Origin of the sequence: Erythrobacter westpacificensis, assembly GCF_039542285.1 — a bacterium.
GTDB classification, from domain to species: domain Bacteria; phylum Pseudomonadota; class Alphaproteobacteria; order Sphingomonadales; family Sphingomonadaceae; genus Alteraurantiacibacter; species Alteraurantiacibacter westpacificensis.
In genome coordinates, this window is record NZ_BAABHV010000006.1 from 1 (window position 1) to 25,457 (window position 25,457).

Consider the following 25,457-nt stretch of genomic DNA (forward strand, 5'->3'; position numbering starts at 1 on the left):
ACGCGCCCTTGTCTCCATCAAGGCGAGCGCTGCCTTCAAGAGGCAGCTTCCCAATGTGCTATGGCAGCGAGTTTATCTCTCGGGACATGGATCTGTGGGCTACCAGCACGGTGTTATCCTCGACCTTTCCCGCCTTGAGAAGCCCGCGGACGATGCGTCCATCGGAATGTTCTACAGCAAGCTGCTCAGTGAGTGCATGAATGCCCACTGGTTCCTGTCGCCGCAAGGCGCTTGCGAAAAGCTGAAGGTCTAGCGTAGGCACTACAACGAAGAACGACCGCACAGGGTGATCGGGGATATCCCTCGATCATTCCGGCAAACCCGAACGGTGCAATGAGCCCACCGAATCTTGGAAAGGCAGAAAACTCCAGGCCCGGGTGGCCCAACGTTGGGTAGCAGTGCAGGTTAGGGCCGGACTCTAATTCATCTTGGAGAAAAATCCGGGCACTTCACCGCGAGAAGCCGGGTAGCGAATGTGACCGTAGCGCAGGTACCGCGTTTTTCGCTTGCAACGTGGTTGGCAGCGACCTAACACGCGACAAAATTCCGCAGTTCTCGTGCCTTGAGCGTCCTCGCTGAAAGCGCTGATTTTTGAGAATGGCGGATCTCTTTTCACTGGCCTCCGGTTTGGTTGCCTCAGTTTGAAAGGTCGCTCGGCTGCTTAAACTGATAGAGCGATTGCCTTGACCAAAACTGACGGATGTGGAGCTCCTTCCGGAAAGGATCCGAACAGCGACATCGATTGACTCCGTCCAGCCCGCTGACGCAGCAAAGGAACCTGCAAGCTTTCGAGGCTTCGCCCGACCTTCAAACAGAATCTTATGTCCATGAAACTATACGAACCAGTCGGCTTCTCGCGCAATATCGGCATCCCCCAATTGCGTCGAACTTGCGCGCGTTACGTGCTAATTCTCGCTTCGAGCGCTTCTCTAATGAGTTTTTCCGCTCAAGGGCTGGCGCAGGATGTGTACGGCCCACCAGTTCCACCCGAAATGCGCAGCGAAGTTGCCAACCTACCTCCGCCCCCGGCTATACCCGATCGCTTGGCCGAACTCAGTAGCCAAGCGGTTGAAACTTATCCCGCGATAAGTGCTGCAGAGTCGGCAATCCGTGCATCCAGCGCCGATGTACGTGCGGCTAAATGGCTGCGATTTCCGAGTGTCAGCGTCGGAACGCGCATGGATGGAGGCCAGATCGGCAACCTCGATCCGCAACTGACTATAGAGCAACCGCTATGGGCAGGAGGACGCATCACAGGCTCAATCGATCGCGCTGAAGCTTCTCGAAGTGTCGCCATTGCTCAGCTTGAGGAGACGGCACAGGAGATCGCCCTTCAGGTCATCAATGCCTATTTCGATTATGTCCGTGCAGCGCGCAGGGAATCTATTCTGCGCGACAGCTTGGCAGAGCATCTGAGACTCGTCGAATCGATGGAAAGGCGTGTGGAACAGGAAGTGAGTCCGCAGTCTGACCTCGAGCTCGCCAGTTCCCGCGCTTCGCAAGTGCAGCAGCAGCTGAGCGTTACTACCGCTCAGACGTACTCTAGTCTCCAGCGGTTGTCTGAACTTACCGGGCGAGAGATTGTTGGGCCGTTAGCCGTTCCAGAATATGCGCCGAGCCTTCATCATCCAACCACCGATGATATGGTCGTGCAGGCCCTTTCTTGTGATCCGCGAAGAAGGCGGTTGACCGCCGAGATCGATATAGCCGAAGCGGAGAGGAAGATTGCAAATGCTTCCATCTTGCCTCAGTTGAATTTGCAGTTCTCACATGACGATGTCTTTGGCAGTCGATTCGGATTGGTACTCACAGCTCAAACCAATGGCGGGCTATCAGGTTTTGCCCAAGCTGAGGCTGCAAGGCTTCGGCGGGAATCAAGCGAATTGCAGGTAAACGTTGCCGAACGTGAGCTAAGGGAACTCGTGCTCCTCGACGTGGTTGAGAACGTCACCTCCAGTGCTACTATCGACAGCAGCGCCGCGGCCGCACTCTCTTCCGCAACCGTGACTGAGTCCTTTGTCCGGCAGTTTATCACCGGCAGGCGAACTTGGCTCGATGTAATGAACGCGGTGCGAGAGAGCACATCAGCACAGATCACTCTGGTCGACGCCGAAACTACCGCAATGGTATCTACAGCGCGATTGCTTCTGCGCACTTGCAAGTGGCGGCCCGAATTAATGGACAACAATGATGACTGACAGTCTTCTGACACTGGTGGAAATCTTCGCACGACAGCGAGGCGTGGAGATGCCACCCAACTGGTCCGCTGAAGTCGATCTAGATCGGGTTGAGGCCAAGGGCGCACTGCATAAACTGGCAGAGGACGCCGGATGGAAAAAGCCGATCAAGGTCGATGGCCGCCCGCGTCCAAATCAATTTCCTTTAATCGTCTTCCAGCCGACCCAAGGTTGGGGAATTGCCGAGCAGTGGGAGAGCGTTGATAGGCTGCAGGTCAGAACAGAAAAAGGCACACGGCGCTGGCAATACAGTTCGGAGATGCTGTTCTTCGAGCTCGCTTTGCCGCGCGCAGTGGAGCGCGATAGTATTCCCAGTTCGCTTAGTGTTTTCTGGCGAGCAATTTTACTTCGTAAAAAAGTATTTATAGTCGCGATAATCGCAACCGTAATCATAAATCTCATCGCTTTGGCAACAGCGATTTTTTCAATGCAGGTTTATGACAGGGTCATTCCTCTTGGTAGTTTTTCTACCCTTTGGGTGCTCACAGCAGGTGTACTCTTTGCATTATTGATCGATCTAATACTCCGCACGACACGGTCCTTGATGATCGAGCGAGAAGCGGCAGATATCGATGCCGAGGTTTCCGAATTCTTTTTTGCGCGCACACAGGCAATTCGGCTCGATGCGCGATCCGGAGGAATCGGGACTATGGCATCCCAACTGCGGGGTCTTGAGCAAATTCGCGGTTTGTTAAGCTCCGCTTCAATTTTTCTTCTAGCAGATCTGCCTTTCGCAATTTTCTTCATATTTGTGATTGCGAGCCTTGCAGGAATCGTTGCCATTATTCCGGTGATCAGTTTACCGCTAGCTCTCGGCTTGGCTTTTCTCTTTGCGCGGTTGATTCGCAAGGATGCCAACAAGGCGCAAATCAGCGGAAACCGAAAAAATGGCTTGCTCGTCGAATCTCTCGATGCGGCTGAGACGGTCAAGGCCAATCGGGGCGGTTGGCAGATGCTCGGGAAATGGAATGACCTCATGGATGAGGTCCAATTACACGAACTACCTGTTAAACGCTGGTCAGCAATCGCCGCATCGGCGTTCGGTACGTTGCAGCAGGTAGCCTATGTTGCGATCATTGTCGTAGGGGCAATTCAAGTCGCTGCAGGTGAAATGACGATGGGTGCGTTGATCGCCTGCGCAATTATCGCGGGGCGCATCAACGGACCATTAGTCGGCCAATTGCCAAACTTTCTCGTCCAGTGGAGCTATTCTCGTTCTTCTTTGAACGCCCTTGATGCCGTCCTCGCGCTTCCTCTCGACCGCCCGACAGAAGTAGATACGCTTCGTCCAGAGAAGCTCAGCGGCTCTCTTAACCTCAATAACGTGCAGTTTACCTACCCTGGTGCTCGCAACGGCCTGATGTTGCCTTCGTTGGAGATCAGAACAGGGGAAAGAGTCGCAATCATCGGTGGCATTGGCTCGGGCAAATCTACACTGCTTCGGATCCTTGCAGGTCTTTATGCACCGATGGAGGGCTCTGTAACCATCGGCGGTCTTGATATGAACCATATTGCAGAAGACGTATTGCGACGGCATATTGGGTTCTTACCTCAGGATATCAGGCTCTTGAATGGAACCCTGAGAGATAACGTGCTGCTTGGGATATCTCATCCAGGGGACGACGCACTTCTCTCAGTATCAGATGATATCGGCCTGTCTCAAATGATTGCCTCTCATCCGATGGGTCTGGACCTGCCGATATCAGAAGGCGGTCGCGGACTTTCCGGGGGGCAGAGAACCTTGGCAGGCCTTGCAAGATTAATGCTTGGGCAACCCAAAATATGGCTTCTTGATGAGCCTACGGCCAATCTCGACCGGGCAACGGAGGCGCGGGTCCTCGATGCGCTTAAGGGTGCGATCAATGAGGACAGCACTTTGGTGCTAGTAACGCACCGCCTGCAACTACTATCGCTCGTTGATAGGGTGCTAGTGATGGCAAACGGTCAAGTAGTGTTGGATGGTTCACCGAAGGATGTACTAGCTAAACTCCAACCGACAAAAAATGATCGGACGGCTCAATCGAAAAAGTTCGTTACGGTGCAAAGCACCAGCACAGAGGCTGCGGCGATTGCAGATCGGTGAGGTCGGGCCTACTTCGCATGATAGCCGGATTCGCAAGTGATAAAGTTGAAGAATTAGATGTTTAAACAATCCACACTCATTATCGGAACGGCATTTCTGGCCGTCGCGGGTTTTTTCGGATGGTCCTTTTGGGCTGAACTCGATCAGATAACCCGTGCTCCAGGCACCGCAATACCGAGCGCGAGGACTCAGATCGTCCAGAGCGCCGAGGGTGGCGTGATCAGTGAAATGCGTGTGCGAGCGGGCGATCGGGTCGAGAAAGGCGATTTGCTTGTCGTGTTGGAGAAGGTAAATCAGGCTGCAGCCGTAGAAGAAAGCGTAGCCACAGTTGCCGATTTGAAGACCCGCATGGCCCGTATTCAGGCTGAGCTGTTCGATCGTCCTCTGGCTTTTCCTCCTGATGTACAGAATCATCCAGAGTTTGTCGCCAATCAGACAGCTCTTTATCATCAGCGCCGCAGGGCTCTACGAGAGGAGTTATCGAACCTGAGTTCGATGCTCCAGTTGGTTAACGAAGAGCTCGAAATGAATTTGCCACTAGTTGAGAGCGGCGACGTTAGCCGATCCGAAGTGTTGCGCATGCAGCGGACTGTCGCAGACCTGGAAGGGCAGATTTCCAGCACTAGGAACACTTATCTGCAAGAACTGCAAACCGAATACGCGCAAATTCAGGGTGAGCTTGCGACGGCTGAGCAAGCCTTTGCGCAACGCCAACAGGCTCTGCAGCAAACAGAACTATACGCGCCCACGGATGGGATCGTCGTAAACGTCAAGTACACTACAATCGGCGCAGTACTCCAGCCTGGCGATGAGGTGCTACAGATCGTGCCGACCGGCGAAGAGTTAATCGTTGAAGCTCGGATCCCCCCTGGTGATATCGCGTTCATTCGGGCGGGACAAGAAGCCTCAGTCAAGTTCGATGCTTATGATTCAGCGATATACGGTGCGGCTGTCGGGACTGTCACCTACGTAAGCGCGGACACTTTAACGCAAGAAACCGAGGATGGGCCGGTGACCTACTACGCCGCCCATCTAGAAGTTGACACAAGCTCGATGCGCCCGAGGCCGGAACAAGCAATCCTGATACAGCCCGGCATGTCAGCAACGTCCGAAATCAAAACGGGCGAAAATACCGTATTCCGGTATTTGACCAAGCCAATCACCAAGACATTTGATGAAGCGCTTGAAGAGCGTTAGGCTGCGTTTTTAGAAGGAGTTCCAATTCCGCTTGGTTCTGATTTTGCCTTGCACAGCTTCGCTTCTAAGACTGGTTTATGCGGAGCAGTCATGTGGCGCGAGAATTGTCAGAGGCGGAATGAGAGCTGATCTGTCCTTTGCTGCCGCCTGAAAAATGTTGATGCACGCGGCCGGCGGGGGATAGCCGAAGTTTCTTCAACGGCGTGCCGCCGTACTGCGCCTCGGTTGCCCCTGGCGCGATATGCATGAGCGCTACGTCAAGTGGAACTCGGTCTATGTCCGGTTCCGGCGCTGGGCCGAACAGCGCGTCCGGGATGCTGGAAACGCGGGGCGATTTGGGTCTCACCGACGACTTGCAGCATATGATCGACAGTACCAGTGCTCGCGGCCACGTCTCGGAAGTGGGCGGAAAAGGGGGTGTGCGAACGCTCTTGCTCCATCACGCGGCGGTTTTACGGGCAAATCCACGCCCTCTGTCGAGCCGTAGGCGTACGAAGCACCCAGGGACTGCCTGTCAGCTTCGTCCTGACCGGCGGCGAGGCTTCCGATTACACCACTGCCGAACCGCTGATGGCGCTGCCATTACCCAAACCCACAGCACTGCTGGCAGACAAGGGCTACGATAAGAGCGCTTGCTGACCCAAGGCATCCTGATGATCATCCCGCCGCGCTCGAACGCAAGGTCCCCAAGCACCCAGACTATCGTCGCTATCGGGATCGCAGCCGCATCGAGCCAATGTTCGGCAAGCTAGAGCAGCAGCGACGTCTAGTAACCGCTACGACAAGCCCGTGCTCTCCTTTGAGAGCTTCCACTGCCTGGTCGCGCGCCTATGGCTGAAGCACTTTACCAAAACGGCCTAGAGTTGTTCTTTTACAAGCAAGAGGTACAATTTCAACATAGTGGACTAAGCGATGCCGTGCAACTCAACCTGCCGCTGTCACAAGCGCTCGATTGCCGTCGACCCCATTTGCGTGCACTAGGGTCCGGACCCATAAACGGGATTCACACCGGCGCTGCAATGTGATTCACGTGCCTCCAGCAAGGAGGCTTGGTGAATGGCGGATTTCTTCTGGTTTTCGGATGATCAGTGGGCGCGGATCGAGCCGCTCTTGCCGAACGATACGCGTGGGATGCCAAGGGTCGATGATCGGCGCGTGCTTTCCGGGATTGTCCAGGCTCTGAAGAGCGGTGGTCGCTGGGGCGATTGCCCGGAACATGTCTACGGTCCGAAGAAGACGCTCTACAACCGCTTCCGGCGCTGGGCCGAGCGAGGTGTGTGGGAACGGATCTTCGCCCAGCTCGCCGGGGTCGATGGCGTCCCTGAAAGGCTCTTCATCGACAGCAGCTGCATCAAGGTCCACCGCACCGCCGGCGGCGCAAAAGGGGGGCCTTGGCTCATGGTATCGGCATCACCAAAGGTGGCCGGAACACCAAACTCCACGCCGTCTGCGACGAGAAGGGCCGCCCGCACGTCCTCCTGCTGACGCCCGGCAATACGCATGATGCCAAGGTCGCGATCCAGACCATCGACGCTGTGCCGCCATCCGACTATCTGGTCGCCGACAAAGGCTACGACAGTAACGCTTTGCGTTCCTGGCTGATCGAACGCGGCACCATCCCGGTCATCCCGTCGAAGTCCAACCGCAAGGTGCAGATCGAGCATGACCGACAAATATACCGCCAGCGCAATGTCGTCGAACGCATGTTCTGCCGCTTCAAGGACTGGCGCCGCGTCGCCACCCGCTTCGACCGCAATATCAAGACCTTCATGGCAACCATCGCCATCGCAGCCTTCGTCACGTGGTGGCTCTAATGAGTCCGGACCCTAGTCGCTGGACACAATATGTAGCTTGCTGTGTACCCCGATCAAGCTGGTCAATTCTGGCCTCCCGAGCGCCCGACACCTATGTATCGGCCAACTGCGCCAGACATTTGCGCAAGAAGGCGTCTACGACGAACGGGATGCGGAAGCGTTGGCCGCAGGTTAAGCTGCCGGAGACGAAGTCGAAGAGCCCGCGCTGGTTCGGGCCATCCGGCAGAACAGCCGGTCTGCGCGTGCCCAGCTCCCGCTTGCGACCGCCGAGGCGAAGCACCCTAAATCCTACATAGCGATAGGTGCGCAGCAACTTTTTGTGGTGGGGTGCGATACCTTCCCGCGCCCGCAGGTAGCCTAGGCGGTGATAGCCAAACTGGCTACTTCCCGCCGCCGGTCCGCGTGTCCGGTGCTGCAGCTCCCCGTCATCTGCCGTTGCATGCCAGCGACCAGGGCTTTGTTGAGGGCAGATAACTCTAGAGGACAATAGGCAGCTTTCCTGCGCATTCGGACCTTCAGGTGATTGACCCGCAAGCCACAATGCAGCAAGGGCAACCTTGCTTGTCGATTCGCATTTGTGAAAATCGGCTGGGCGCGCGGGAGACATCTCTGGACCTTGTCCGGGGAGGCCGAAGGAGCAACCGCCTCGGAAACTCTCAGGCAAAAAGGACCGCGCATCTGGTTCAAGCACTCTGGAAAGCGCCGCGGGATTCGTCTGCGGCCACCGAAGGGGTAAGCGACGCGCCATCGGCAAGGCGTCGACAAGTCTCTCAGGTTCAAAGGACAGAGGGGGCATGGTGAAAGGGCCCGGTTGCCGGGCGCTGCCACACTGCGCCGGGAACTTGTCCATGAGTGAAAACGACGATTTCGAAGACCAGCCGTCAGAAAAGCTGCCGCTGGATAGCTGGCACCGCAATCACGGCGCGCGCATGGTGCCTTTCGCGGGCTACGAGATGCCGATCCAGTATGAAGGCATCAAGGCAGAGCACGACTGGACCCGCAGCCACGCCAGCCTGTTCGATGTAAGCCACATGGGCCAACTGGCCGTCAGCGGCGAAAAGGCGGCGCACGAACTGGAGAAGATCCTTCCCACAGCCGTCGCCAAACTGCCCGAAGGCCAGATGCGCTATTCGCTGCTGCTGACCGAGGCCGGCGGCATCATCGACGACCTTATCCTCACCAACACCGGTTCGCACTTCGCACTGGTGGTGAATGGTGCCTGCAAGTGGGACGATATCGCCCACCTGCGCGAACACCTCGATGACGATGTCACTCTCACCCATTACGACGATTTCGCCCTGCTCGCCTTGCAGGGCCCGGAGGCGGGAGACGTGCTTGAGGCGCTGGTGCCGGGCACGGCAAAGCTGTCCTTCATGCGCGCAGGCCTGTTCCAGTGGAACGGCCAGCACATCTGGGTCAGCCGGGCGGGCTACACCGGCGAAGATGGTTTCGAGATTTCGATTCACCAGTCACACGCCGCCGCCCTCGCCGATGCGCTGGCGGCAGACAACCTGGTGAAGCCCGCTGGCCTCGGCGCGCGCGACAGCTTGCGCCTGGAAGCAGGTTTGCCGCTCTACGGACATGACCTGACGCTGGATACGGACCCCGTCAGCGCCGGTCTCGGTTTTGCCCTTGCGAAGTCACGCCGCGAGGACGGTGGCTATATCGGCCATGCTCCATCGATGGCCCGGCTTGAAGACGGCGGCACCGCCAGCAGGCGCGTCGGCCTCGCGCTCGAAGGGCGCTTGCCCGCGCGCGAGGGGGCGAAGGTCTATTCCGGCGATGCGCTTGTCGGCACCGTCACGAGCGGCGGCTTCTCGCCCACGCTGGGCCATCCCGTCGCCATGGCTTTCGTCGAAACCGAACGCGCCGAGCCCGGCACGCAGCTGACTATCGATGTTCGCGGCAAGCGCTTGCCTGCGCGCGTCGTTCCCCTGCCTTTCGTCCCTCACAAATATGTCCGCAAAGGAGCCTCCTGATGCCCCGTTATTTCACCGAAGAACACGAATGGATCGACGTCGAGGGCGACAGCGCCACCATCGGCATCACCGATTACGCGCAGGAGCAGCTCGGCGACATCGTCTTCGTCGAGACCCCGCAAGCTGGCACGGAACTCGCCAACGGTGCAGAAGCCGCGGTGGTGGAGAGCGTGAAGGCGGCGAGCGACGTCTACGCACCGATTTCCGGCACCGTGACCGAGGGCAACGCCGCGCTGGATGACGATCCGGAACTGGTGAACTCCAGCCCCGAAGACGAAGGCTGGTTCTTCCGCCTCACCGTGTCCGATGCCTCCGAACTGGAAGGCCTGATGGACGAAGCAGCATACAAGGCATTCTGCGAAGGGCTCGACTGATCCATGCGCTACCTCCCCCTCACCCAGCCCGACCGGCAGGAAATGCTGGACGTTATTGGCGCGGCCAGCGTCGATGACCTGTTCGCCGACGTTCCAAGCGAGCATTACCTCGATGGTCCCATTGAAGGCCTTCCGCTGGCGGCGGGCGAGATGGCGGTGGAAAAGCAAATGCGGCGGCTGTCGAAGCAGAACCTGGCCGCTGCCGATGCGGCCTTCTTCTGCGGCGCGGGTGCCTATCGCCACCACGTGCCCGCCACTGTCGACCACATCATCCAGCGCGGCGAGTTCCTGACTGCCTACACGCCCTACCAACCGGAAATCGCGCAGGGCACGTTGCAGATGCTGTTCGAGTTCCAGACGCAGGTCGCGCGCCTCTATGGCTGCGCGATTGCCAATGCCTCGATGTACGACGGCTCGACCGCGTGCTGGGAAGCGATCGTGATGGCCGCGCGGCTGACCAAGCGGAACCGCCTTCTGATGAGCAGCGGCGTGCATCCGCACTACGTTTCCGTTGCCCAGACCATGGCTCGGTTCACTCCCGGCCATATCGACTACGAGCTGCCCGTGCTCGCATCCGATCCCGGCGATGCCGCGCTGATCGGGCGGATCGACGACGAAACGAGCTGCGTCGTGGTGCAATATCCTGACACAATGGGCCGTATCCCGGACCTGCAGCGGATCGCCGATGCCGCGCACGAAAAGGGCGCGCTGCTGATCGTCGTCAACACCGAACCCGTGGCGCTGGGCGCGCTGGAAGCGCCGGGCAACCTCGGCGCGGATATCGTGGTGGGCGAAGGGCAGGCGATCGGCGTCGGCCTGCAATTCGGCGGGCCGTACCTTGGCCTGTTCGCCATTACCAATCCCAAGCATGTGCGCCAGATGCCGGGCCGCCTGTGCGGCGAGACGGTGGATGCTGACGGCAAGCGCGGCTTCGTGCTCACGCTCTCTACCCGCGAGCAGCACATCCGCCGCGAGAAGGCGACCAGCAACATCTGCACCAATTCGGGCCTGTGCGCGCTGGCGTTCTCGGTCCACATGACCCTGCTCGGCGAGAGGGGCCTGACCGCGCTTGCGGCAGAGAACCACCGCCTCGCCTGCCATGCGGCAGACCGGCTGGAGAAAGTGCCGGGCGTCAGCGTCCTCAACGAGGCGTTCTTCAACGAATTCACCCTCGTTCTGAACAAGGAGGCCCGCCCGATCGTGCGTGCGCTTGCGGACAAGGGCGTGCTGGCCGGTGTCGCGCTGGGCCGCCTCTTCCCCGATGGCGAGGGCCGCGAGAACGGTCTGCTCGTCACCGTCACGGAGACCGTGACCGAGGACGATATCGAAACCCTTGCCAAGGCTCTCGAGGAGGCGCTGTCGTGAACAAGATGAATGCAAGCGGCTGGAAACCCGGCACGCCCGTCTCCGTAGACAACGAAGGCGACTACCCCACCGTCACCGGCAACAAGGCACTGATGCTGGAAGAGCGGCTGGTGTTCGAACTGGGCACGCGCGAGACCTGCGGTGTCGACCTGCCCGAGCCGGACGCCGATGCGCCGAACCGCCTCGGCAAGTTCGCGCGGCAGAAGCCACTCGACCTGCCCGGCCTTTCCGAGCCGGAGACGGTGCGTCACTACACGCGCCTCAGCCGCCAGAACTATGCCATCGACCTTGGCCTGTTCCCGCTGGGCAGCTGCACCATGAAGCACAACCCGCGCCTGAACGAGAAGGTCGCGCGGATGCCCGGCTTTGCCGACGTTCATCCGCTGCAACCGGTCGACACAATCAAGGGCGCGCTGGGCGTGATCGACGAGCTTTCGCACTGGTTGATCGAGCTGACCGGCATGAGCGCCGTCGCCATGAGCCCAAAGGCCGGTGCGCATGGCGAACTGTGCGGCATCCTGTGCATCCGCGCCGCGCTGGAAGCGCGCGGCGACATGCGCAAGGTCGTGCTCGTTCCCGAAAGCGCGCACGGCACCAACCCTGCCACTGCTGCCTTCGCCGGTTACGAAGTGGAGAACATTCCCGCAGGGCCGGATGGTCGCGTGGATCTTGTTGCGCTGAAGGCCCGCCTCGGCCCCGATGTGGCGGGCGTGATGATCACCAATCCCAACACCTGCGGCCTGTTCGAGAAGGACATGAAGGCGATCTCGGATGCGGTGCACGCAGCGGGCGGCCTTGTCTATTGCGACGGTGCCAACTTCAACGCAATCGTGGGCCGGGTGCGACCCGGCGACCTTGGCGTGGATGCCATGCACATCAACCTGCACAAGACCTTCTCTACCCCGCACGGCGGCGGCGGCCCCGGCTCCGGCCCGGTCGTGCTGTCCGAAGCGCTGGCCCCCTTCGCGCCCCTGCCCTTCGTGGTGAAGGATGCGGATGGCGAGATCCGCCTGGTGGAAGAGGAGAACGTGGGCGACGAGTTCCCCGGCAGCTTTGGCCGGATGACCGCGTTCCACGGGCAGATGGGCATGTTCACCCGCGCGCTCACCTACATCCTCAGCCACGGCGCCGACGGCCTGCGGCAGGCATCGGGCGATGCCGTGCTGAATGCCAACTACCTGCTGCGCAGCCTCGACGACGTGCTGGATGCGCCCTTCGGCGAAGCCGGGCACTGCATGCACGAGGCATTGTTCAGCGACCACGGCTTTGCCGAGGGCATGTCCACGCTGGACATTGCCAAGGGTCTGATCGACGAAGGCTTCCACCCGATGACCATGTACTTTCCGCTGGTGGTGCATGGCGCGATGCTGGTGGAGCCCACCGAGACCGAGAGCAAGGCCACGCTCGACCAGTTCGTAACCGCCATGCGCTCGCTGGCGGAGCGGGCGAAGGCGGGCGACGAGACGCTGAAGTCCGCACCCCACCATGCCCCGCGCGCCCGACTGGACGAGGCGCACGCCGCGCGCAAGCCGGTGCTGGCTTGGGATGGATTTGGGCAGGATCAGGACGACGCCTGATCGGGCGGCCACTCGGCGCTAACCTGGAACACATGGAACACGGTCCTCTGGTGAAAACCCCGGGACCGTCATCCTGCGCGGCCCGCGTTGGTCCCAAACAGCGTCAAATCTGGATATCGGCGTGACTGCATGACTGACGCCGAAGCATGACGTGCAGCTCGTAGGAAAGCGGCGGCGCACCCGTAGGTACGCCGCCGCCTCTGCTATCAGCAATGTCGCCGCGATCAGGCCGGGCGGCGGGCGAAAATCCCGAAGCCGGCGATGATCGCGTAGCAGACTATCGGGATCACCATGGCCAGCGCCAGGTTGCCGCCGGTGGCATCGGCCACCACCCCGTAGAGCAGCGGCACGACCGCGCCGCCGAAGATGGCGACGTTGATGATGCCCGATCCGTCGGCCGCGAGCGGCCCCAGCTTCTCGCAGGCGAGCGAGAAGATGGTGGGGAACATGATCGAGTTCATCAGGCCCACGGCCAGCAGCGAATAGGCCGCGACTTCGCCCGACGTTAGCGCCGAGATGACGATCAGCGTGATCGCGCCAGCGGCATTGAAGGCCAGGATCTTGCCGGGGCTGAACACCCGCAGCGCAGCCGAACCGATGAAGCGGCCGACCATGGCTCCGCCCCAGTAGAGGCCGATCATCCAGCCGATCACTCTCTCCGGTTCGCCCAGCACACGTTCGGTGGACAGGTAGTTGATGACGATTGAGCCGATGGACACCTCGGCACCCACGTAGAGGAAGATGCACAGCGCGCCGTAACTGAAGCGCGAACGACGCAGCAGTTCGTTATCGTAGAGCCACAGCACCGGGGCCGCGAGAATGATGAGCACGCCCAGCCAGCCGCTCACTTGCAGGGCCACGAACACGCCGATGGCGGCCAGCGCCAGCCCGATCAGGTATCGCTTGGAGGAGACGAGCTCGCCCTCGCCCATGGTCTTCGCATCGTGCGGCAGGCGGTTGCGGAACATCCACACGGCGGCGGCCACCAGCGCGATCAGCGCGGCAACGCCGAGGTAGCCCTGCCAGATCGCCTCGCTCTCCGCGGCGCGGTAGGCCTGCAAGGCCGCGCCTTCCAACTGGTCTGCCGAAACGTCGGCCAGGCTGCCGAGAATTACGGCCGCCCCGACGATGGGAAAGACCGTGGTACCCAGCGAGTTGAACGCCTGCGCGAAGGTGAGGCGACTGTGCGAAGTAGACGGCGGGCCGAGCAGGCTGATAAGCGGGTTCGCCACCACCTGCACGATCACCACGCCGCTGGCGAGGATGAACAATGCACCAAGGAAGATGGCATAGGTGGCCGTCTGGCTGGCGGGGATGAACAGCAGGCAGCCCACGATCATCGTGCAAAGCCCGGCCACCGCGCCGCGCATGTAGCCGATCTTCTTCACCAGCTTCGCGCCGGGAATGCCAATCAGCAGGTAGGCGGCGAAGAAGCAGAACTGGATCAGCATCGCCTCGGTGTAGGAAAGCGTGAACAGCTCGCGCAGCTTGGGGATCAGCACGTCATTGAGCGACGTGATCCCGCCGAAAATGAAGAACAGGCCGAAGACGAAGTATTGCAGGCCCGGCGCGTTCACCGGGGGCGTATCGTCGTCCACCGCCGGGCGGGGATCGGTGCTGCTGGAAACATCGGGCGCCAGGGCCATGTCATTCTCCCTTGTGGCGGCCTGCCTTTTCGCCAGGCAGGTCCGCAAGAAACGGTAGTTATGGTCTGCCGCGACTGCCGCCGCAATCGCGAAAGACCGTTACGGATACGTATTCTAGAACGAGCACTCGGCGCCTTCTGGCAGTTCTGCGCGAGAGACCTCGGCGATGCGGAAGGAAATGTCCGCCTCCGTCGCAAAGGTGATGCTCTCGCCCAGCGTGCCCGCGCAGGCCTCGGTAATCACCATCTCGCGCCAGCCCTTCTCGAAAGCGTGGGCGAAATGCGGCGTCAGGTCGACGATGCCGTCGCCGCTTGTCAGCGTGACGGGGCCGGAGGGCCGCGCCAGCACTTCGTAGGTGATGCGGTAGGCACCGCCGCTGTCCTCGTCCTGCGCCAGCGTCAGCTGCGATCCTGCCGCCAATGCGATCTGGCGCGAATCCTCCTGCGCGTTGCGATCGTATCCGCGTGCGGTCACGCCGCCTGCGCTGCCGAGCAGGCTGGGCAGGGTTCCGGTTCCGGCAGTGGCCGTCACGCCCTCGCCAAGGCGGCCCGATCCGAACAGCTCGCGCGAGGGGCCGACCAGCAGCGCAGCGCAATCCTCGCGCAGCGTGCCGATGGGCGAGGTATCGGCGAGCGAACGCCCATAGCCGAAGGGGAATTGCGCGCCCTCCGGATTGTTCAGCGGTTCGCCTTCGCACTCGGCGGGCCAGTTGAACGACAGGCGACCCGTGGCTTCCTTCGCTCCGGTGAGAATGTCGGCAACGCCAGCACCCTCGCTGCCGGGCAGCCACGATGCGACGAAAGCGTCGGAAGCGTTGATCTCGCGGTTCATCCACAGCGGGCGACCCGAAAGGAACACGGCAACGGTGGGAATGTCCTGCGCCTGGAAGCTGCGGAGCAGCTCAAGGCCCTCCTCGTCGCGGAAGACGAGATCGGGACGGTCTCCTGCAAACTCGGCATAGGGACGCTCGCCGAACACGACCACGGCCACGTCCGGGCGCTGGGTGAAGCTGCCGTCTTCCGAAAGCGTGGCGGTACCACCGCTGCCTTCGATGGCGCTTTCCAGCCCTTCCCAGATGGAGGTAGCGTTCGGGAACAGCTCGCGGTCCAGCTCGCGTCCGCCCTGCCAGGTCAGCGTCCAGCCACCGGCCGCCTGGCCGATGTTGTCCGCCGCTGCGCCAGCCACCAGGACATTGGCACCGGCGGCAAGCGGCAGGACTCCGTCGTTCTTCAGGATCACCTGCGAGCGAGCCACGGCTTCGCGCGCGATGGCGCGGTGTTCGGGCGAGGCCAGCAGCTCGAACTGCCCGCCAACGCCGCGCTCCGACGGACGCTCCACGTTGTCGCCCAGCAGACCGGCGCGGTATTTCACGCGCAGCACGCGGGTCACGGCCTCGTCCACGCGGGCCATGGGGATGGTGCCATCCTCGACTTGCGCGATCAGGGTTTCCATCAGGCCCTTCCAGTCGTCGGGCACCATGTAGATGTCGAGGCCCGCCAGCAGCGACTGCGGGCAATCGGTGACGGTGCAACCGGCCACCTGACCGTGGCCGTTCCAGTCGCCGACCACCAGCCCGTCGAAGCCCATCTGCCCACGCAGCACGCCGGTGAGGAGTTCCTCGTTGCCGTGCATCTTGCGGCCGTTGATCGAGTTGAAGCTGGCCATGATCGCCTCGACGCCCGCCTCGATCGTGGCGGGATAGGGATAGGCATGAATTTCCATCAGCTCGGCAAGGTCGCCGGTGACTTCGCCCTGATCAACGCCGTTGTCCGTGCCGCCATCGCCGAAGAAGTGCTTGGCCGTCGCGATCACGCGTCCGTCGCCGAGGAAATCGGCATCGCCGGGCGTGCCCTGCAGGCCCTCCACCAGCGCGGCGCCCAGCGTGGCGACCAGTTCCTTGTTTTCCGAATAGCTTTCGTAGGTGCGCCCCCAGCGATCGTCCTGTGCCACAGCCACGGTGGGAGAGAAGTTCCAGTCGATGCCGGTCACCTCAATCTCAACGGCGGTCGCCTGCCCGATGCGGCGCACAAGGTCCGCATCGCCCGCCGCGCCCAGCGCGATGTTGTGCGGGAAGATGGTGGCACCCATCACGTTGGTGTGGCCGTGCACGGCGTCGGTGCCCCACATGGTCGGGATGACGGGCTCGCCGTTTGCCAGCGGCTGCACCGAGGCATCGAACATCTCATCGGCGTAGCGCAGCCACTCGCTGGCGGGCGCGTATTCGTCACCATAGGGGCCGCCGTTGCCGCCGTTGAGGTAGCTGCCGAAGCGGTAGCGCTCCATGTCTTCCGGCGTGAAGGAATTGATCTGCGGCTGGATCAGCTGGGCGATCTTGCGCTCCAGCGACATGCGCGAAACGATGTCCGCGATCACGGCGTCTTCGCTGTCCGCTACCGCTGTCGGCGTGACCGCAGCCGTCGTGGTTTCCGCTGGCACGGTCGCACATGCCCCCAGGCCAAGACCCAGAGCCGCCGCTGCCACACCTGCACGCAATCCAATCCCGAAACGCATTGACTTCCTCTTATGTTGGGAACGTTCACAATATCCCTACACGCAAACGCCGCTTTGGCAAGCACCTATTCGAACAGGCTATTCGGGACGCGGGATCGAGAAGAGCAGCGCGGCCGCCAGAATCACCAGCACGGCGAGCACCACGAACAGGCCGCCGAAGCCGAACACCGGCACCATGGCCAGCGTGAGCCCCGGCATCACCAGCGAAGGCACGGTGTTGGTAAGATTGAACAATCCAAGGTCGCGCCCCCTGTGCTGCGGACGCGGCAGCACGCGCAGGGTCTGCGCCGAATGCAGGGCGAGGAAGATGGAGGAGGCAAGGCCGAACACGGCATAGCCTGTCAACGCCAGCGGCAGGTCCGCCGCGCCCGCCATGCCGAGCAGCGCGGCACCGGTCACGGCGGCGCAGATCGCCAGCGGCAGGATCGGGCGATTGGCCCTGTCGGCCCAGCGGCCCACCAGCAAGGTTGCGGGAACCGCCAGGAACAGCACCACGCCGAACACCTGCGCCGCGTCGTTGTCCTCGATCCGCCCCGAAATGGAGCGCAGCCAGATGTAGAGGTAGGCGAACAACGCGGCCTCGGCGATCTGCACCAGCAGGCGGGCGATCCACATGCGCACCACCACCTGCCGCGGGCGCGGATCGACAGGCCCTTCCCGCCTCGGCACCGACGCCATCAATTCGGGAAACGCGCGCGGTCGACCGAACAGCAGCAGCGGCAGCACGCACGCCGCCACCAGCACGGCGACCAGCGCCAGGCGCGTGTCCGGTCCGGCTAGGCCCGGTATAGTCACCAGCACGCCCGATGCAGCGCCCATCGCCGGGGCAAGCGAAAGGAGGCCGCCGAGGAAGCCCTTCTGCCTGTCGGGCACAAAGTCGCCGGCCAGCGCGGCCAGCGGAGCCAGCATCATGTTGAGGCCAAGTTGCCAGGCCACCAGCAGGCCCAGCAGCGCGGGCAACCCCTCTGCGAGGGCCATCGCGGGCAGCAGAGCGCAGGTCAGCACCAGCCCCGCCGCGACCCACAGGCCGCGCTTGCCGGTCTTGTCCGAAAGCCAGCCGAACAGCACGTTGGAAAGGCTCGCCATCACCGCGCCCGCGAAAGCGCAGTAGGCCAGCCAGCTGACGTGCTGGCCGCCCGCCATCGCTTCCACCCGCACGGGCAGCAGGATGGTGAGGAAGGGGACATAGGCCATCGCCCCGCCTGCCGCGGCGAGGGCATAGAGCAGCATGAAACGCAGGTGCTGCCGTTCGCCCGCAGGCTGCGCGGCGAGCTGCTCGCTCACGCGGGTTTCGGCAGCGGCGCGACCGATTCGCGTTCGACCAGCCCGCCTTCGACCACCACCGGCATCGGCGGCAGTTCCTCACCCCGCTGCGTCTTGATCAGCAGTTCCACCGCGCGCGAGACGGTTTCCGCGATCGGCTGGTCTATCGCCGTCAGCGGCGGACGCACGAAGCGGACGACCGGCGTATTGTCGAAGCTGATGATCGAGAGGTCATCCGGTACGACCAGCCCCATTTCGTGGGCCACCGTATTCGTCGCCATCGCCATCTGGTCGTTGCTGGCGATGATCGCGGTGGGACGATCCGCCTGCCCCAGCAGGATGCGCGCCGACTGTTCGCCCGAGGCGAAGCTGAAATCGCCGCGTTCGCACAGGCCCTCGGTATCGAGACCGTGGGCCTCCATCGCGGCCAGCCAGCCATCCTTGCGCCACTGGCTGATAATGTACTCCCGCGAACCGGCGATGAAGCCGATGCGGGTATGGCCCTTCTCGACCAGGTAATCGGTCGCCATGCGCGCCAGCTGGTCGTCCCCCATGGTGATCGCCAGCCCGCCGTTCAGGCGCGCGCCGATCTTCACGTAGGGGATCTTGTGCTTGTCGAGCAGACCGGTGATCAGCTTGTTCTCGCCGTGCGGGGGGGTGAGGATCACGCCATCAGGCTGCAGAGCGGCAATCGCCCCTTTCAGCTCCCGCTCCACGTGATCCGAATGGGTATCTACCAGTTCGAACAGCAGGCGATAGCCATATTCGGCGCATTTCAGCATTCCGCCCAGCAGCATCTGGTCGATCCAGTCGCTGCCCTCGCGCGCGCGCCAGTCCTCTATCGTGCGCTCGCGATCGTTCAGCGCGAGGATGATGTAGCTGCGCGAGCCGCTCATGCGCTGCGCGGCGATGGAAGGCACGTAACCCAGCTTGTCGATGGATGCCTGCACCCGCTCCTTCATCTCCGGGCGGACGTTGGCCTCGTTGTTGATGACGCGGCTGACCGTCTGCAGGGAAACCCCTGCATCGGCGGCAACATGCTTTATGGTCACGGATTGTCGGCGGCGTGCCATGATGACTCAGTTTCCTGTACAGCCTCGACCGGTAGCGGCATCGGCATCGCATTGCCAGACGCGCACCCAGTCGACTTCCAGTTGCTTGGGAAAACCCTCGGTGGAGACGCCGCCAAGCGCGGTCGATTCCGGCCAGTTTCCGCCCACGGCAAGGTTCAGGATCAGGTGGAATTCGCGGTCGAACGGGGCCAGCGGATCGCTGCTTGCCCCGGTCCACCATTCAGAGGAATCGATGGATCCGTAGGGCACCCCGTCGAGCTCCCATGTAAAGCGGCCCTCTTCCCAGATCACGGCGTAGGTGTGCCAGTCGCCGTCCAGCACCTGCGGCGCGGAAACCTCGCGATTGGTGTATTCGTTGCCCGGCACCTGCGCGCCGTAGTGCAGCGTACCGAGGATCGAGTTCTCGCCGCCCTCTTCGCAGGTGTCGCATTCCACGCCGAGGTTCACCGCTTCGAGAATGTCGATCTCTCCCGACAGCGGCCACCCGCCATAGACCTCGTCTTCCGGCAGCATCCAGAACGCGGGCCACACGCCCTGCCCCTGCGGCAGGCGCGCGCGCATTTCGAAGCGGCCATAGAGCCAGTCGGCCTTGCCCTTCGTGGTGATCTTGCCGGAGGTGAATTGTTGCGTCTTCTGGTCGTCGGGATCGTCCTGGAACGGGGCCATGTGCGCGGGCCAGGCATCGCCTGTGTAGCTCTCCTCTCGCGCGGACAGCACCAGCGCGCCGTTCTCCACGCGCACGTTCTCGGCCCGCGCGGTGTAGCATTGCCGTTCCCGGTTCCCGCCGCCCCAGCAATCGGCAATGACATTCCAGCGCGAAGTATCGAGCTGAGGCGCGTCGAATTCGTCCGCCCAGACAAGCTGCCAGTTGCCGGTTGGCGCCTGAGATGTTGGGGGGGTCGGCGTCGCCGTGGAAAGCGGCGGCGGCATGTTGGCCGAGGGCGCCTCTCCGCCACCGCAGGCGGCGAGCGTGGTTGCCATCAGCGAGAAGGCGCTTGTTGCGCGCCAATCAGGCCAGCCTGCGATCATCGGTCCGTTCTTCCCTCTTCCGCCGTGCCAACCATCCCATAGCGGATAGCCGCAAGACACTGAAAAAATGGGCCCCCGCGTGGGAGCACGCGGGAGCCCATCTGGTCATCTCATCCGGAGGAGCTCCGACCCTTAGAAGTCGAAACGGACGAGGAAGGTGAAGCGGCGGTCGTTACGGAAGGCGGAGCGCGTGACGCGCGTGCCGTCGTAATCGATCACCTGGGAGGTTTCGGTCACTTCATCGAGCAGGTTCACGCCCTGCACACCGATCTTGATGGAGTCGGTGATGTCGTAGAAGATCGACGCGTCCAGCTGGCCGGTAGCTTCCTGCCAGATCGGCGAAAACGGGAAGATGTCGTCTCGCGGCGTGATCAGGAAGGCCGAACGCCAGTTGTAGGCACCGCGCAGCGCCAGCGGACCACGCTCGTAGAACAGCGTCGCGTTGACGGTGTGCTCCGAAATGCCCTGCAGCGGCTGGCCACCCACGAACGGGCCACCGTTGAGCGGAGCACCTGCGCTTGCCACCGACGGCGAACCGATGCCGGAGATCAGCGGGTTCGGGAAATCGTTGCCGTTCACATAGGTGTAGGTGAACTGGCTTCCCAAACCGCCGAGGATACCGGGCAGGAAGTCGTAGGTCTGTTGGTGGGCGAACTCGAAGCCGTACAGCGTGCCGCTGATGTCGTTGGCCGGACCGTTGATGATCACGTCCTGCGAAAGGCCGCTGGGTGCTGTGTAGTTCACGATGCCCGTACCGCGGCTGACGATGCCCGTAATGTCCTTCACGAAACCGGCAAGGGTGATCGAGCCGACATCGTCGAAATACCATTCGGCCGACAGGTCGTAGTTCCACGATTCCACCGGCAGCAGGTTGCGGTTTCCGGTATCGATGCTGAGCAGCGGCCCGGAGTCCACGCGGCCGCTGAAGCCTAGCACGCCGCCGGCGCTGAAGAGCTGCAGGTCCGGACGCGAGATGCCCTTCGACACTGCGCCGCGGATCACCCAGCCCGTGCCGCTGTCCAGGCGGATGTTGAACGCGGGCAGCCAGTGATCGAAGGTAATGTCGCGATCGTCGGGAATTGCTTCGCCGGTGAACAGCGTGGCGAATTCCGCGAGGCGGGCACCCGTCAGGTTGCAATAGAGGCGTTCCTGACCCGGAGGGGTCGGAGTCTGGCACAGGGCCTGGATCTCCGCCACCTGCACCACGCCGTCGCCGTTGCCGCCGATCGACGGATCGTCGAACTGGTTGGCCTGCGGGAAGCCGACCAGTGCATCCGTGTTCACTTTCGTTTCGACATAGCGCAGGCCGATGTTGCCAGCCAGCGACCAGCCGCTGCTGAAATCGTGGCCGAAGTCGACGCGGGCGTAGGCAGCCTTGGTGATTTCGGAAACACCGGAGATTTCCGGCGGGCAGAACGGATCGCAGGCAATGGTTTCGCCGTTGACGGGGTTCGTGTAGGTGCGACCGGCCACGCCGAGATTGAAGCGCTCGGGCGAAACCGAGAATTCCGAGATTTCATCCCACTGCGGCTGCACTTCACCGGCAAGGTAATCCGCCAGGAAATCGTCGCCGCCATAGAACCATGCCTGGCCCATGGGGATGGGCGTCGCCGCTTCGCCGCGCTGGAAATTGTCGGCGAAGGGATCGCGTAGGTTCGAATAATCCGGGAAATCGTCGGTGTAGGCGCCGCCCGCAATGGCGAATTCCTGCCCCGGCAGGCCGGTGTAGAAGCGACCGGGAATGAAGCCGTTGCCGAACGGACCCGGACCTTCGGAGAAGCAGCCCGCGCCTTCACCCCAGGGCGCGCAACCGCCACGGCCCGTCCACGGTGCCGAGAGGTTGCCCCAGGTACTGAAGTTGGTGTTGCGGGTGGTGCGATCGCGGTCCGCCCAGCGCGCGCCGAAGGCAGCCTTGCGGAAGAACCCGTCGCCGATGTCGTATTCGACGTCGCCGCGCAGCGTGTACATCTCGCCATCGTTCTGCTCGCGGCTGTCGAGGCCGAAGAAGTAATAGGTGTAGAAGCCGCTGGAAAAATAATCGTCCGGCGCGCCCATGGGCTTGAGGAACTGTACGTTGGGCGTTTCGCCCGTCAGATCAAGGTCGATATCGGCCCAGGTGCTCATGGCCCCGAACACGGAGTCGCGGGAAAGGTCGGACTTCACGACCTGGCCTTCGAAGTTGAAGCGCAGGCGATCCGTTACTTCGAAGAACACGTCGATTGAATAGTCTTCGGTGACGGTCTCGGTGTCACGAAGGAAGCGCAGGGAATCGACCGGAATACCGCCCCAGCCAAACGGGGTCGCATAAGGATCACCGACGAAATCGGTCAGGATGCCGGTCTGGAACAGGCCGTTCTGGTCATAGGTGAATTCAGTGCCGGGCCGCGCCTCAGGCGAAGCAATGCCGTCGTCCATGCGGCCGAGCAGGGCATATTCCTCGGTGAAGAAGTTTGCCTCCGACCGCAGGTACTCGGCGGTTACCAGGAAGCGGCCGTCGTTGCTCTCGTACTGCGCCACCGCGGAGATCGCCTCGCGGTCACGGTCGAGATCGGTCGTGCGCACACCGGCGTACTGCGGCACGATGACCGAGCCAGTGGGCGGGAAGTTGCTTTCATCGTAGTTCTGGACATCGCCGAAGCCGCCCGAGTTCACGTCGAACACGCGCAGACAGCCGCCCGAGAGGTCGGCGTTGCGGTAGCACGGATCGGCAACCTGAGAGGCGTCGGTACGGCTCTGCAGTTCGGAATAGGAATAGGACAGCTGCAGGCCGAAGGTGCCGATGGCGCTGTCGAAGGTGTTCGAACCCAAAATGTTGAACGTGGGCGACCACTCTTCACGAAGGTCGCCGTAGTTCGCTTCGATCGAGCCGGCGATGTTGAGGCCCGGATTGTCGAGCGGCTTGCGCGTCACCAGGTTCACGAGACCGGCGATCTGGCCTTCGATCATGTCGGCGGTGGTGTTCTTGAACACTTCCACGCGGCCCACGAGTTCGGGCGACACGTCCTCGAAGCTGAGGCTGCGGCCACCGGTGGCGGAGAAGATGTCACGCCCGTTCAGCTCGGAACGCACGTAGGGCAGGCCGCGGATGATGACGCCGGTACCTTCGACCGAGAAACGGTCGGGGTCGGAGGTCTTCTCGAAACGGCCGATGTTGACGCCGGGAACGCGCTGCAGCGCCTCGGTAACCGAACGGTCGGGCAGAGCGCCCACGTCTTCGGCGGTGATCACGTCGACCACGGTGTCGGCGTTTTCCTTGAAGTCCTGCGCCGACTGCAGCGAGGCGCGGAAGCCGCTGACGATGATGACGTTTTCATCCGCGGGCATGGCCTCGCCGGATTCCTGCTCCATCTCTTCTTCGACGGTTTCCTGCGCGTGGGCCACGTTGGCGGCCACCATGCACAGGGCAAGGCCGGAAACCCCGGCAAGTGCGCGGCCGCGGCGGCCGAAGGCTACAGTACGACTATCGATTCGAGCTGACACAGAATGCTCTCCCCTTTGATCCGCCAGCATTTTCGCCCGCGGTATCGCTCCAAAACTCGCAGCGCCCATGCGGCGCTTCACGCTCTGCATACCGATATTGTGAGCGTTCACAATAGCAAAAATGAACGTTCCCATTTGCTGATGCATGGTGTAACATTTTTGCATTACCCGGCCTCGTCGCCCTCTGCATCTTCGGCTTTCGGGCGGGTTTTACGAACAGGGGGCATTCAAGCTAGAACCGGGGAAACGGGAAATTGGCGAGAGACTGATGACTATTGAAAAGATCGTGATTGTCGGCGGCGGCACCGCAGGATGGATGGCGGCCGCACCGCTGTCTCGCCTGATGCAGGGCGGGCGGAATGGGGGGCACAAGCTGTCGGTCACACTGGTCGAATCCGAAGTCATCGGCACCGTCGGCGTGGGCGAGGCCACCATCCCGCCCTTCCGCGAGTTCAACCAGGCGCTGGAGATCAGCGACCGCGAGATGCTCTCCAACGTGCAGGGCACGTTCAAGCTGGGCATCCAGTTCGAGAACTGGGGCGCGAGGGGCGACAAGTACATCCACCCCTTCGGCAACTACGGCTACACCATCGGCGGCATGTCGTTCCACCAGGTGTGGCACCACATGAAATCGCTGGGCGACAACCGCCCGATCCAGGCCTTCAACGTGGAAACGATGGCTGCCTACTTCGGCCGCTTCATGCGCTCTGCCGACGTGAAGCGCGACGACCTGCCGCCGGTCAACTACGCCTACCACCTCGATGCCGGGCAATACGCGAAGTTCCTGCGCCGCTATGCCGAGGCGCGCGGCGTGGTCCGGCAGGAAGGCAAGGTCTGTGATGTCGAGCGCGATGCCGAGAGCGGCGACGTTACCTCCATCCAGCTGGAAGACGGCACCCGGATCGAAGGCGACCTGTTCATCGACTGCACCGGCTTTCGCGGCTTGCTGATCGAGCAGGTGCTGGAAACGGGGTACGAGGAATGGACGCACTGGCTGCCGTGTAACCGCGCCGTGGCCCTTCCCTGCAACCGCGACGACGGATCGCCGCCCCCGCCCTTCACCCGCGCCATCGCGCACGGCGCGGGCTGGCAGTGGCAGGTGCCGCTGCAGCACCGCAACGGCAACGGGCACGTCTATTGCGATGCCTTCATGTCGGCGGACGAGGCGACCGATATCCTGGTCAACAACATTGCGGGCAAGCCTACGGCGGATCCCAACCACCTGCGCTTCGTGACCGGCCGCCGAAAGAAGTTCTGGAACCACAACGTGGTGGCGCTGGGCCTTTCGGCAGGGTTCATGGAGCCGCTGGAATCCACCTCCATCCACCTGATCAACACCGGCATCAACAAGCTGATCGCCATGCTCAACCTCGACGGGGTGAGCGAGGCGACGCGCAACACCTTCAACCGGCTGACCGGCAAGGAATACGCGCGCATCCGCGACTTCTTGATCCTGCACTACAACGCCACCAGCCGCGACGACACCGAGTTCTGGAACTACTGCCGCACGATGAGCGTGCCCGACAGCCTGACCGAGAAGGTCGAGCTGTTCCAGACCACCGGCCAGATCTTCCGCGAGGAGGACGAGCTGTTTACCGAGACGAGCTGGGCCGCGGTGATGATGGGTCAGGGCATCCCGATGCAAGGCAACATCGCCATGGCCGATACGCTGGACCGGGGCGAGACGAAGAACGAGCTGGACGAGATCGAGAAATCGATCCGCTTCTTCGTCAAGAACATGCCGCCGCACGCGGAATACATCGCGAAATACTGCCCCGCCCCGCCGGTTGGCTGACGCAAGGGTGCGGCAACGAGAATTTGCCGCGCGT

General features: G+C 62.1%; 17 protein-coding genes, 1 pseudogene and 1 riboswitch. Of the genes and pseudogenes, 12 read left to right on the plus strand and 6 right to left on the minus strand.

Annotation, left to right across the window (positions count from 1 at the left end; all coding sequences use genetic code 11):
- The 11 genes and pseudogenes from ABFX23_RS03555 to gcvPB form a co-directional block, all read left to right on the plus strand.
- Nucleotides 1-253 (plus strand): annotated as a pseudogene (locus ABFX23_RS03555) (hypothetical protein); the annotation flags it as partial.
- Between the two features lie 790 nt (nucleotides 254-1,043).
- Nucleotides 1,044-2,198 (plus strand): TolC family protein, encoded by a 1,155-nt coding sequence (locus tag ABFX23_RS03560; RefSeq protein ID WP_346031750.1) that lies wholly within the window; start codon nucleotides 1,044-1,046, stop codon nucleotides 2,196-2,198.
- Nucleotides 2,191-4,320 carry an ATP-binding cassette domain-containing protein gene (locus tag ABFX23_RS03565; protein ID WP_346031751.1) on the plus strand — a complete coding sequence of 710 codons (2,130 nt, stop codon included), beginning with the start codon at nucleotides 2,191-2,193 and terminating at the stop codon, nucleotides 4,318-4,320. Before ABFX23_RS03560 ends, ABFX23_RS03565 begins: the two co-directional genes overlap by 8 nt.
- 57 nt (nucleotides 4,321-4,377) lie before the next feature.
- Nucleotides 4,378-5,517, plus strand: coding sequence for a beta-barrel domain-containing protein (locus tag ABFX23_RS03570; RefSeq protein WP_346031752.1), 1,140 nt, complete (start codon nucleotides 4,378-4,380; stop codon nucleotides 5,515-5,517).
- A 241-nt stretch (nucleotides 5,518-5,758) separates the two neighbouring features.
- A complete protein-coding gene (locus ABFX23_RS03575; RefSeq protein ID WP_346031753.1) occupies nucleotides 5,759-6,004 on the plus strand; it encodes a hypothetical protein in 246 nt (81 codons plus the stop codon).
- The gene (locus tag ABFX23_RS03580; RefSeq protein ID WP_346031754.1) at nucleotides 5,935-6,156 is read left to right on the plus strand and encodes a transposase; all 222 of its coding nucleotides are present in this window, start codon (nucleotides 5,935-5,937) and stop codon (nucleotides 6,154-6,156) included. Before ABFX23_RS03575 ends, ABFX23_RS03580 begins: the two co-directional genes overlap by 70 nt.
- 417 nt (nucleotides 6,157-6,573) lie before the next feature.
- A protein-coding gene (locus ABFX23_RS03585) for an IS5 family transposase (protein WP_346031755.1) occupies nucleotides 6,574-7,331 on the plus strand; the annotation gives its coding sequence in 2 pieces (ribosomal slippage) (nucleotides 6,574-6,910 and nucleotides 6,910-7,331; 759 coding nt in all).
- A 682-nt stretch (nucleotides 7,332-8,013) separates the two neighbouring features.
- Nucleotides 8,014-8,128, plus strand: a riboswitch (glycine riboswitch).
- A 51-nt stretch (nucleotides 8,129-8,179) separates the two neighbouring features.
- Complete coding sequence (gene gcvT, locus ABFX23_RS03590) at nucleotides 8,180-9,310, plus strand: glycine cleavage system aminomethyltransferase GcvT (RefSeq protein WP_346031756.1); 1,131 nt, start codon at nucleotides 8,180-8,182, stop codon at nucleotides 9,308-9,310.
- A complete protein-coding gene (gcvH, locus tag ABFX23_RS03595) occupies nucleotides 9,310-9,684 on the plus strand; it encodes a glycine cleavage system protein GcvH (RefSeq protein WP_346031757.1) in 375 nt (124 codons plus the stop codon). The genes gcvT and gcvH overlap by 1 nt, the downstream gene beginning before the upstream one ends.
- Nucleotides 9,685-9,687: 3 nt before the next feature.
- Nucleotides 9,688-11,049 (plus strand): aminomethyl-transferring glycine dehydrogenase subunit GcvPA, encoded by a 1,362-nt coding sequence (gene gcvPA / locus ABFX23_RS03600; protein ID WP_346031758.1) that lies wholly within the window; start codon nucleotides 9,688-9,690, stop codon nucleotides 11,047-11,049.
- 5 nt (nucleotides 11,050-11,054) lie between these two features.
- Nucleotides 11,055-12,626 carry an aminomethyl-transferring glycine dehydrogenase subunit GcvPB gene (gcvPB, locus tag ABFX23_RS03605; RefSeq protein ID WP_428831642.1) on the plus strand — a complete coding sequence of 524 codons (1,572 nt, stop codon included), beginning with the start codon at nucleotides 11,055-11,057 and terminating at the stop codon, nucleotides 12,624-12,626.
- Between the two features lie 224 nt (nucleotides 12,627-12,850).
- Here the strand turns inward: gcvPB and ABFX23_RS03610 are convergent, their stop codons facing one another.
- The 6 genes from ABFX23_RS03610 to ABFX23_RS03635 form a co-directional block, all read right to left on the minus strand.
- A complete protein-coding gene (locus tag ABFX23_RS03610) occupies nucleotides 12,851-14,272 on the minus strand; it encodes a sugar MFS transporter (RefSeq protein ID WP_346031760.1) in 1,422 nt (473 codons plus the stop codon).
- 114 nt (nucleotides 14,273-14,386) lie between these two features.
- The gene (locus ABFX23_RS03615; RefSeq protein WP_346031761.1) at nucleotides 14,387-16,783 is read right to left on the minus strand and encodes a glycoside hydrolase family 3 protein; all 2,397 of its coding nucleotides are present in this window, start codon (nucleotides 16,781-16,783) and stop codon (nucleotides 14,387-14,389) included.
- A 78-nt stretch (nucleotides 16,784-16,861) separates the two neighbouring features.
- The gene (locus ABFX23_RS03620) at nucleotides 16,862-18,067 is read right to left on the minus strand and encodes an MFS transporter (RefSeq protein ID WP_346031762.1); all 1,206 of its coding nucleotides are present in this window, start codon (nucleotides 18,065-18,067) and stop codon (nucleotides 16,862-16,864) included.
- The gene (locus ABFX23_RS03625) at nucleotides 18,064-19,119 is read right to left on the minus strand and encodes a LacI family DNA-binding transcriptional regulator (RefSeq protein ID WP_346031763.1); all 1,056 of its coding nucleotides are present in this window, start codon (nucleotides 19,117-19,119) and stop codon (nucleotides 18,064-18,066) included. The genes ABFX23_RS03620 and ABFX23_RS03625 overlap by 4 nt, the downstream gene beginning before the upstream one ends.
- Before the next feature lie 6 nt (nucleotides 19,120-19,125).
- Nucleotides 19,126-20,100, minus strand: coding sequence for a glycoside hydrolase family 16 protein (locus tag ABFX23_RS03630; RefSeq protein WP_346031764.1), 975 nt, complete (start codon nucleotides 20,098-20,100; stop codon nucleotides 19,126-19,128).
- A 180-nt stretch (nucleotides 20,101-20,280) separates the two neighbouring features.
- On the minus strand, nucleotides 20,281-23,628 hold the full coding sequence (locus ABFX23_RS03635) for a TonB-dependent receptor (RefSeq protein ID WP_346031765.1): 3,348 nt from the start codon (nucleotides 23,626-23,628) through the stop codon (nucleotides 20,281-20,283).
- Between the two features lie 268 nt (nucleotides 23,629-23,896).
- Here ABFX23_RS03635 and ABFX23_RS03640 point away from each other — a divergent pair, with 268 nt between their 5' ends.
- The gene (locus ABFX23_RS03640; protein ID WP_346031766.1) at nucleotides 23,897-25,423 is read left to right on the plus strand and encodes a tryptophan halogenase family protein; all 1,527 of its coding nucleotides are present in this window, start codon (nucleotides 23,897-23,899) and stop codon (nucleotides 25,421-25,423) included.
- Nucleotides 25,424-25,457: the final 34 nt, after the last annotated feature.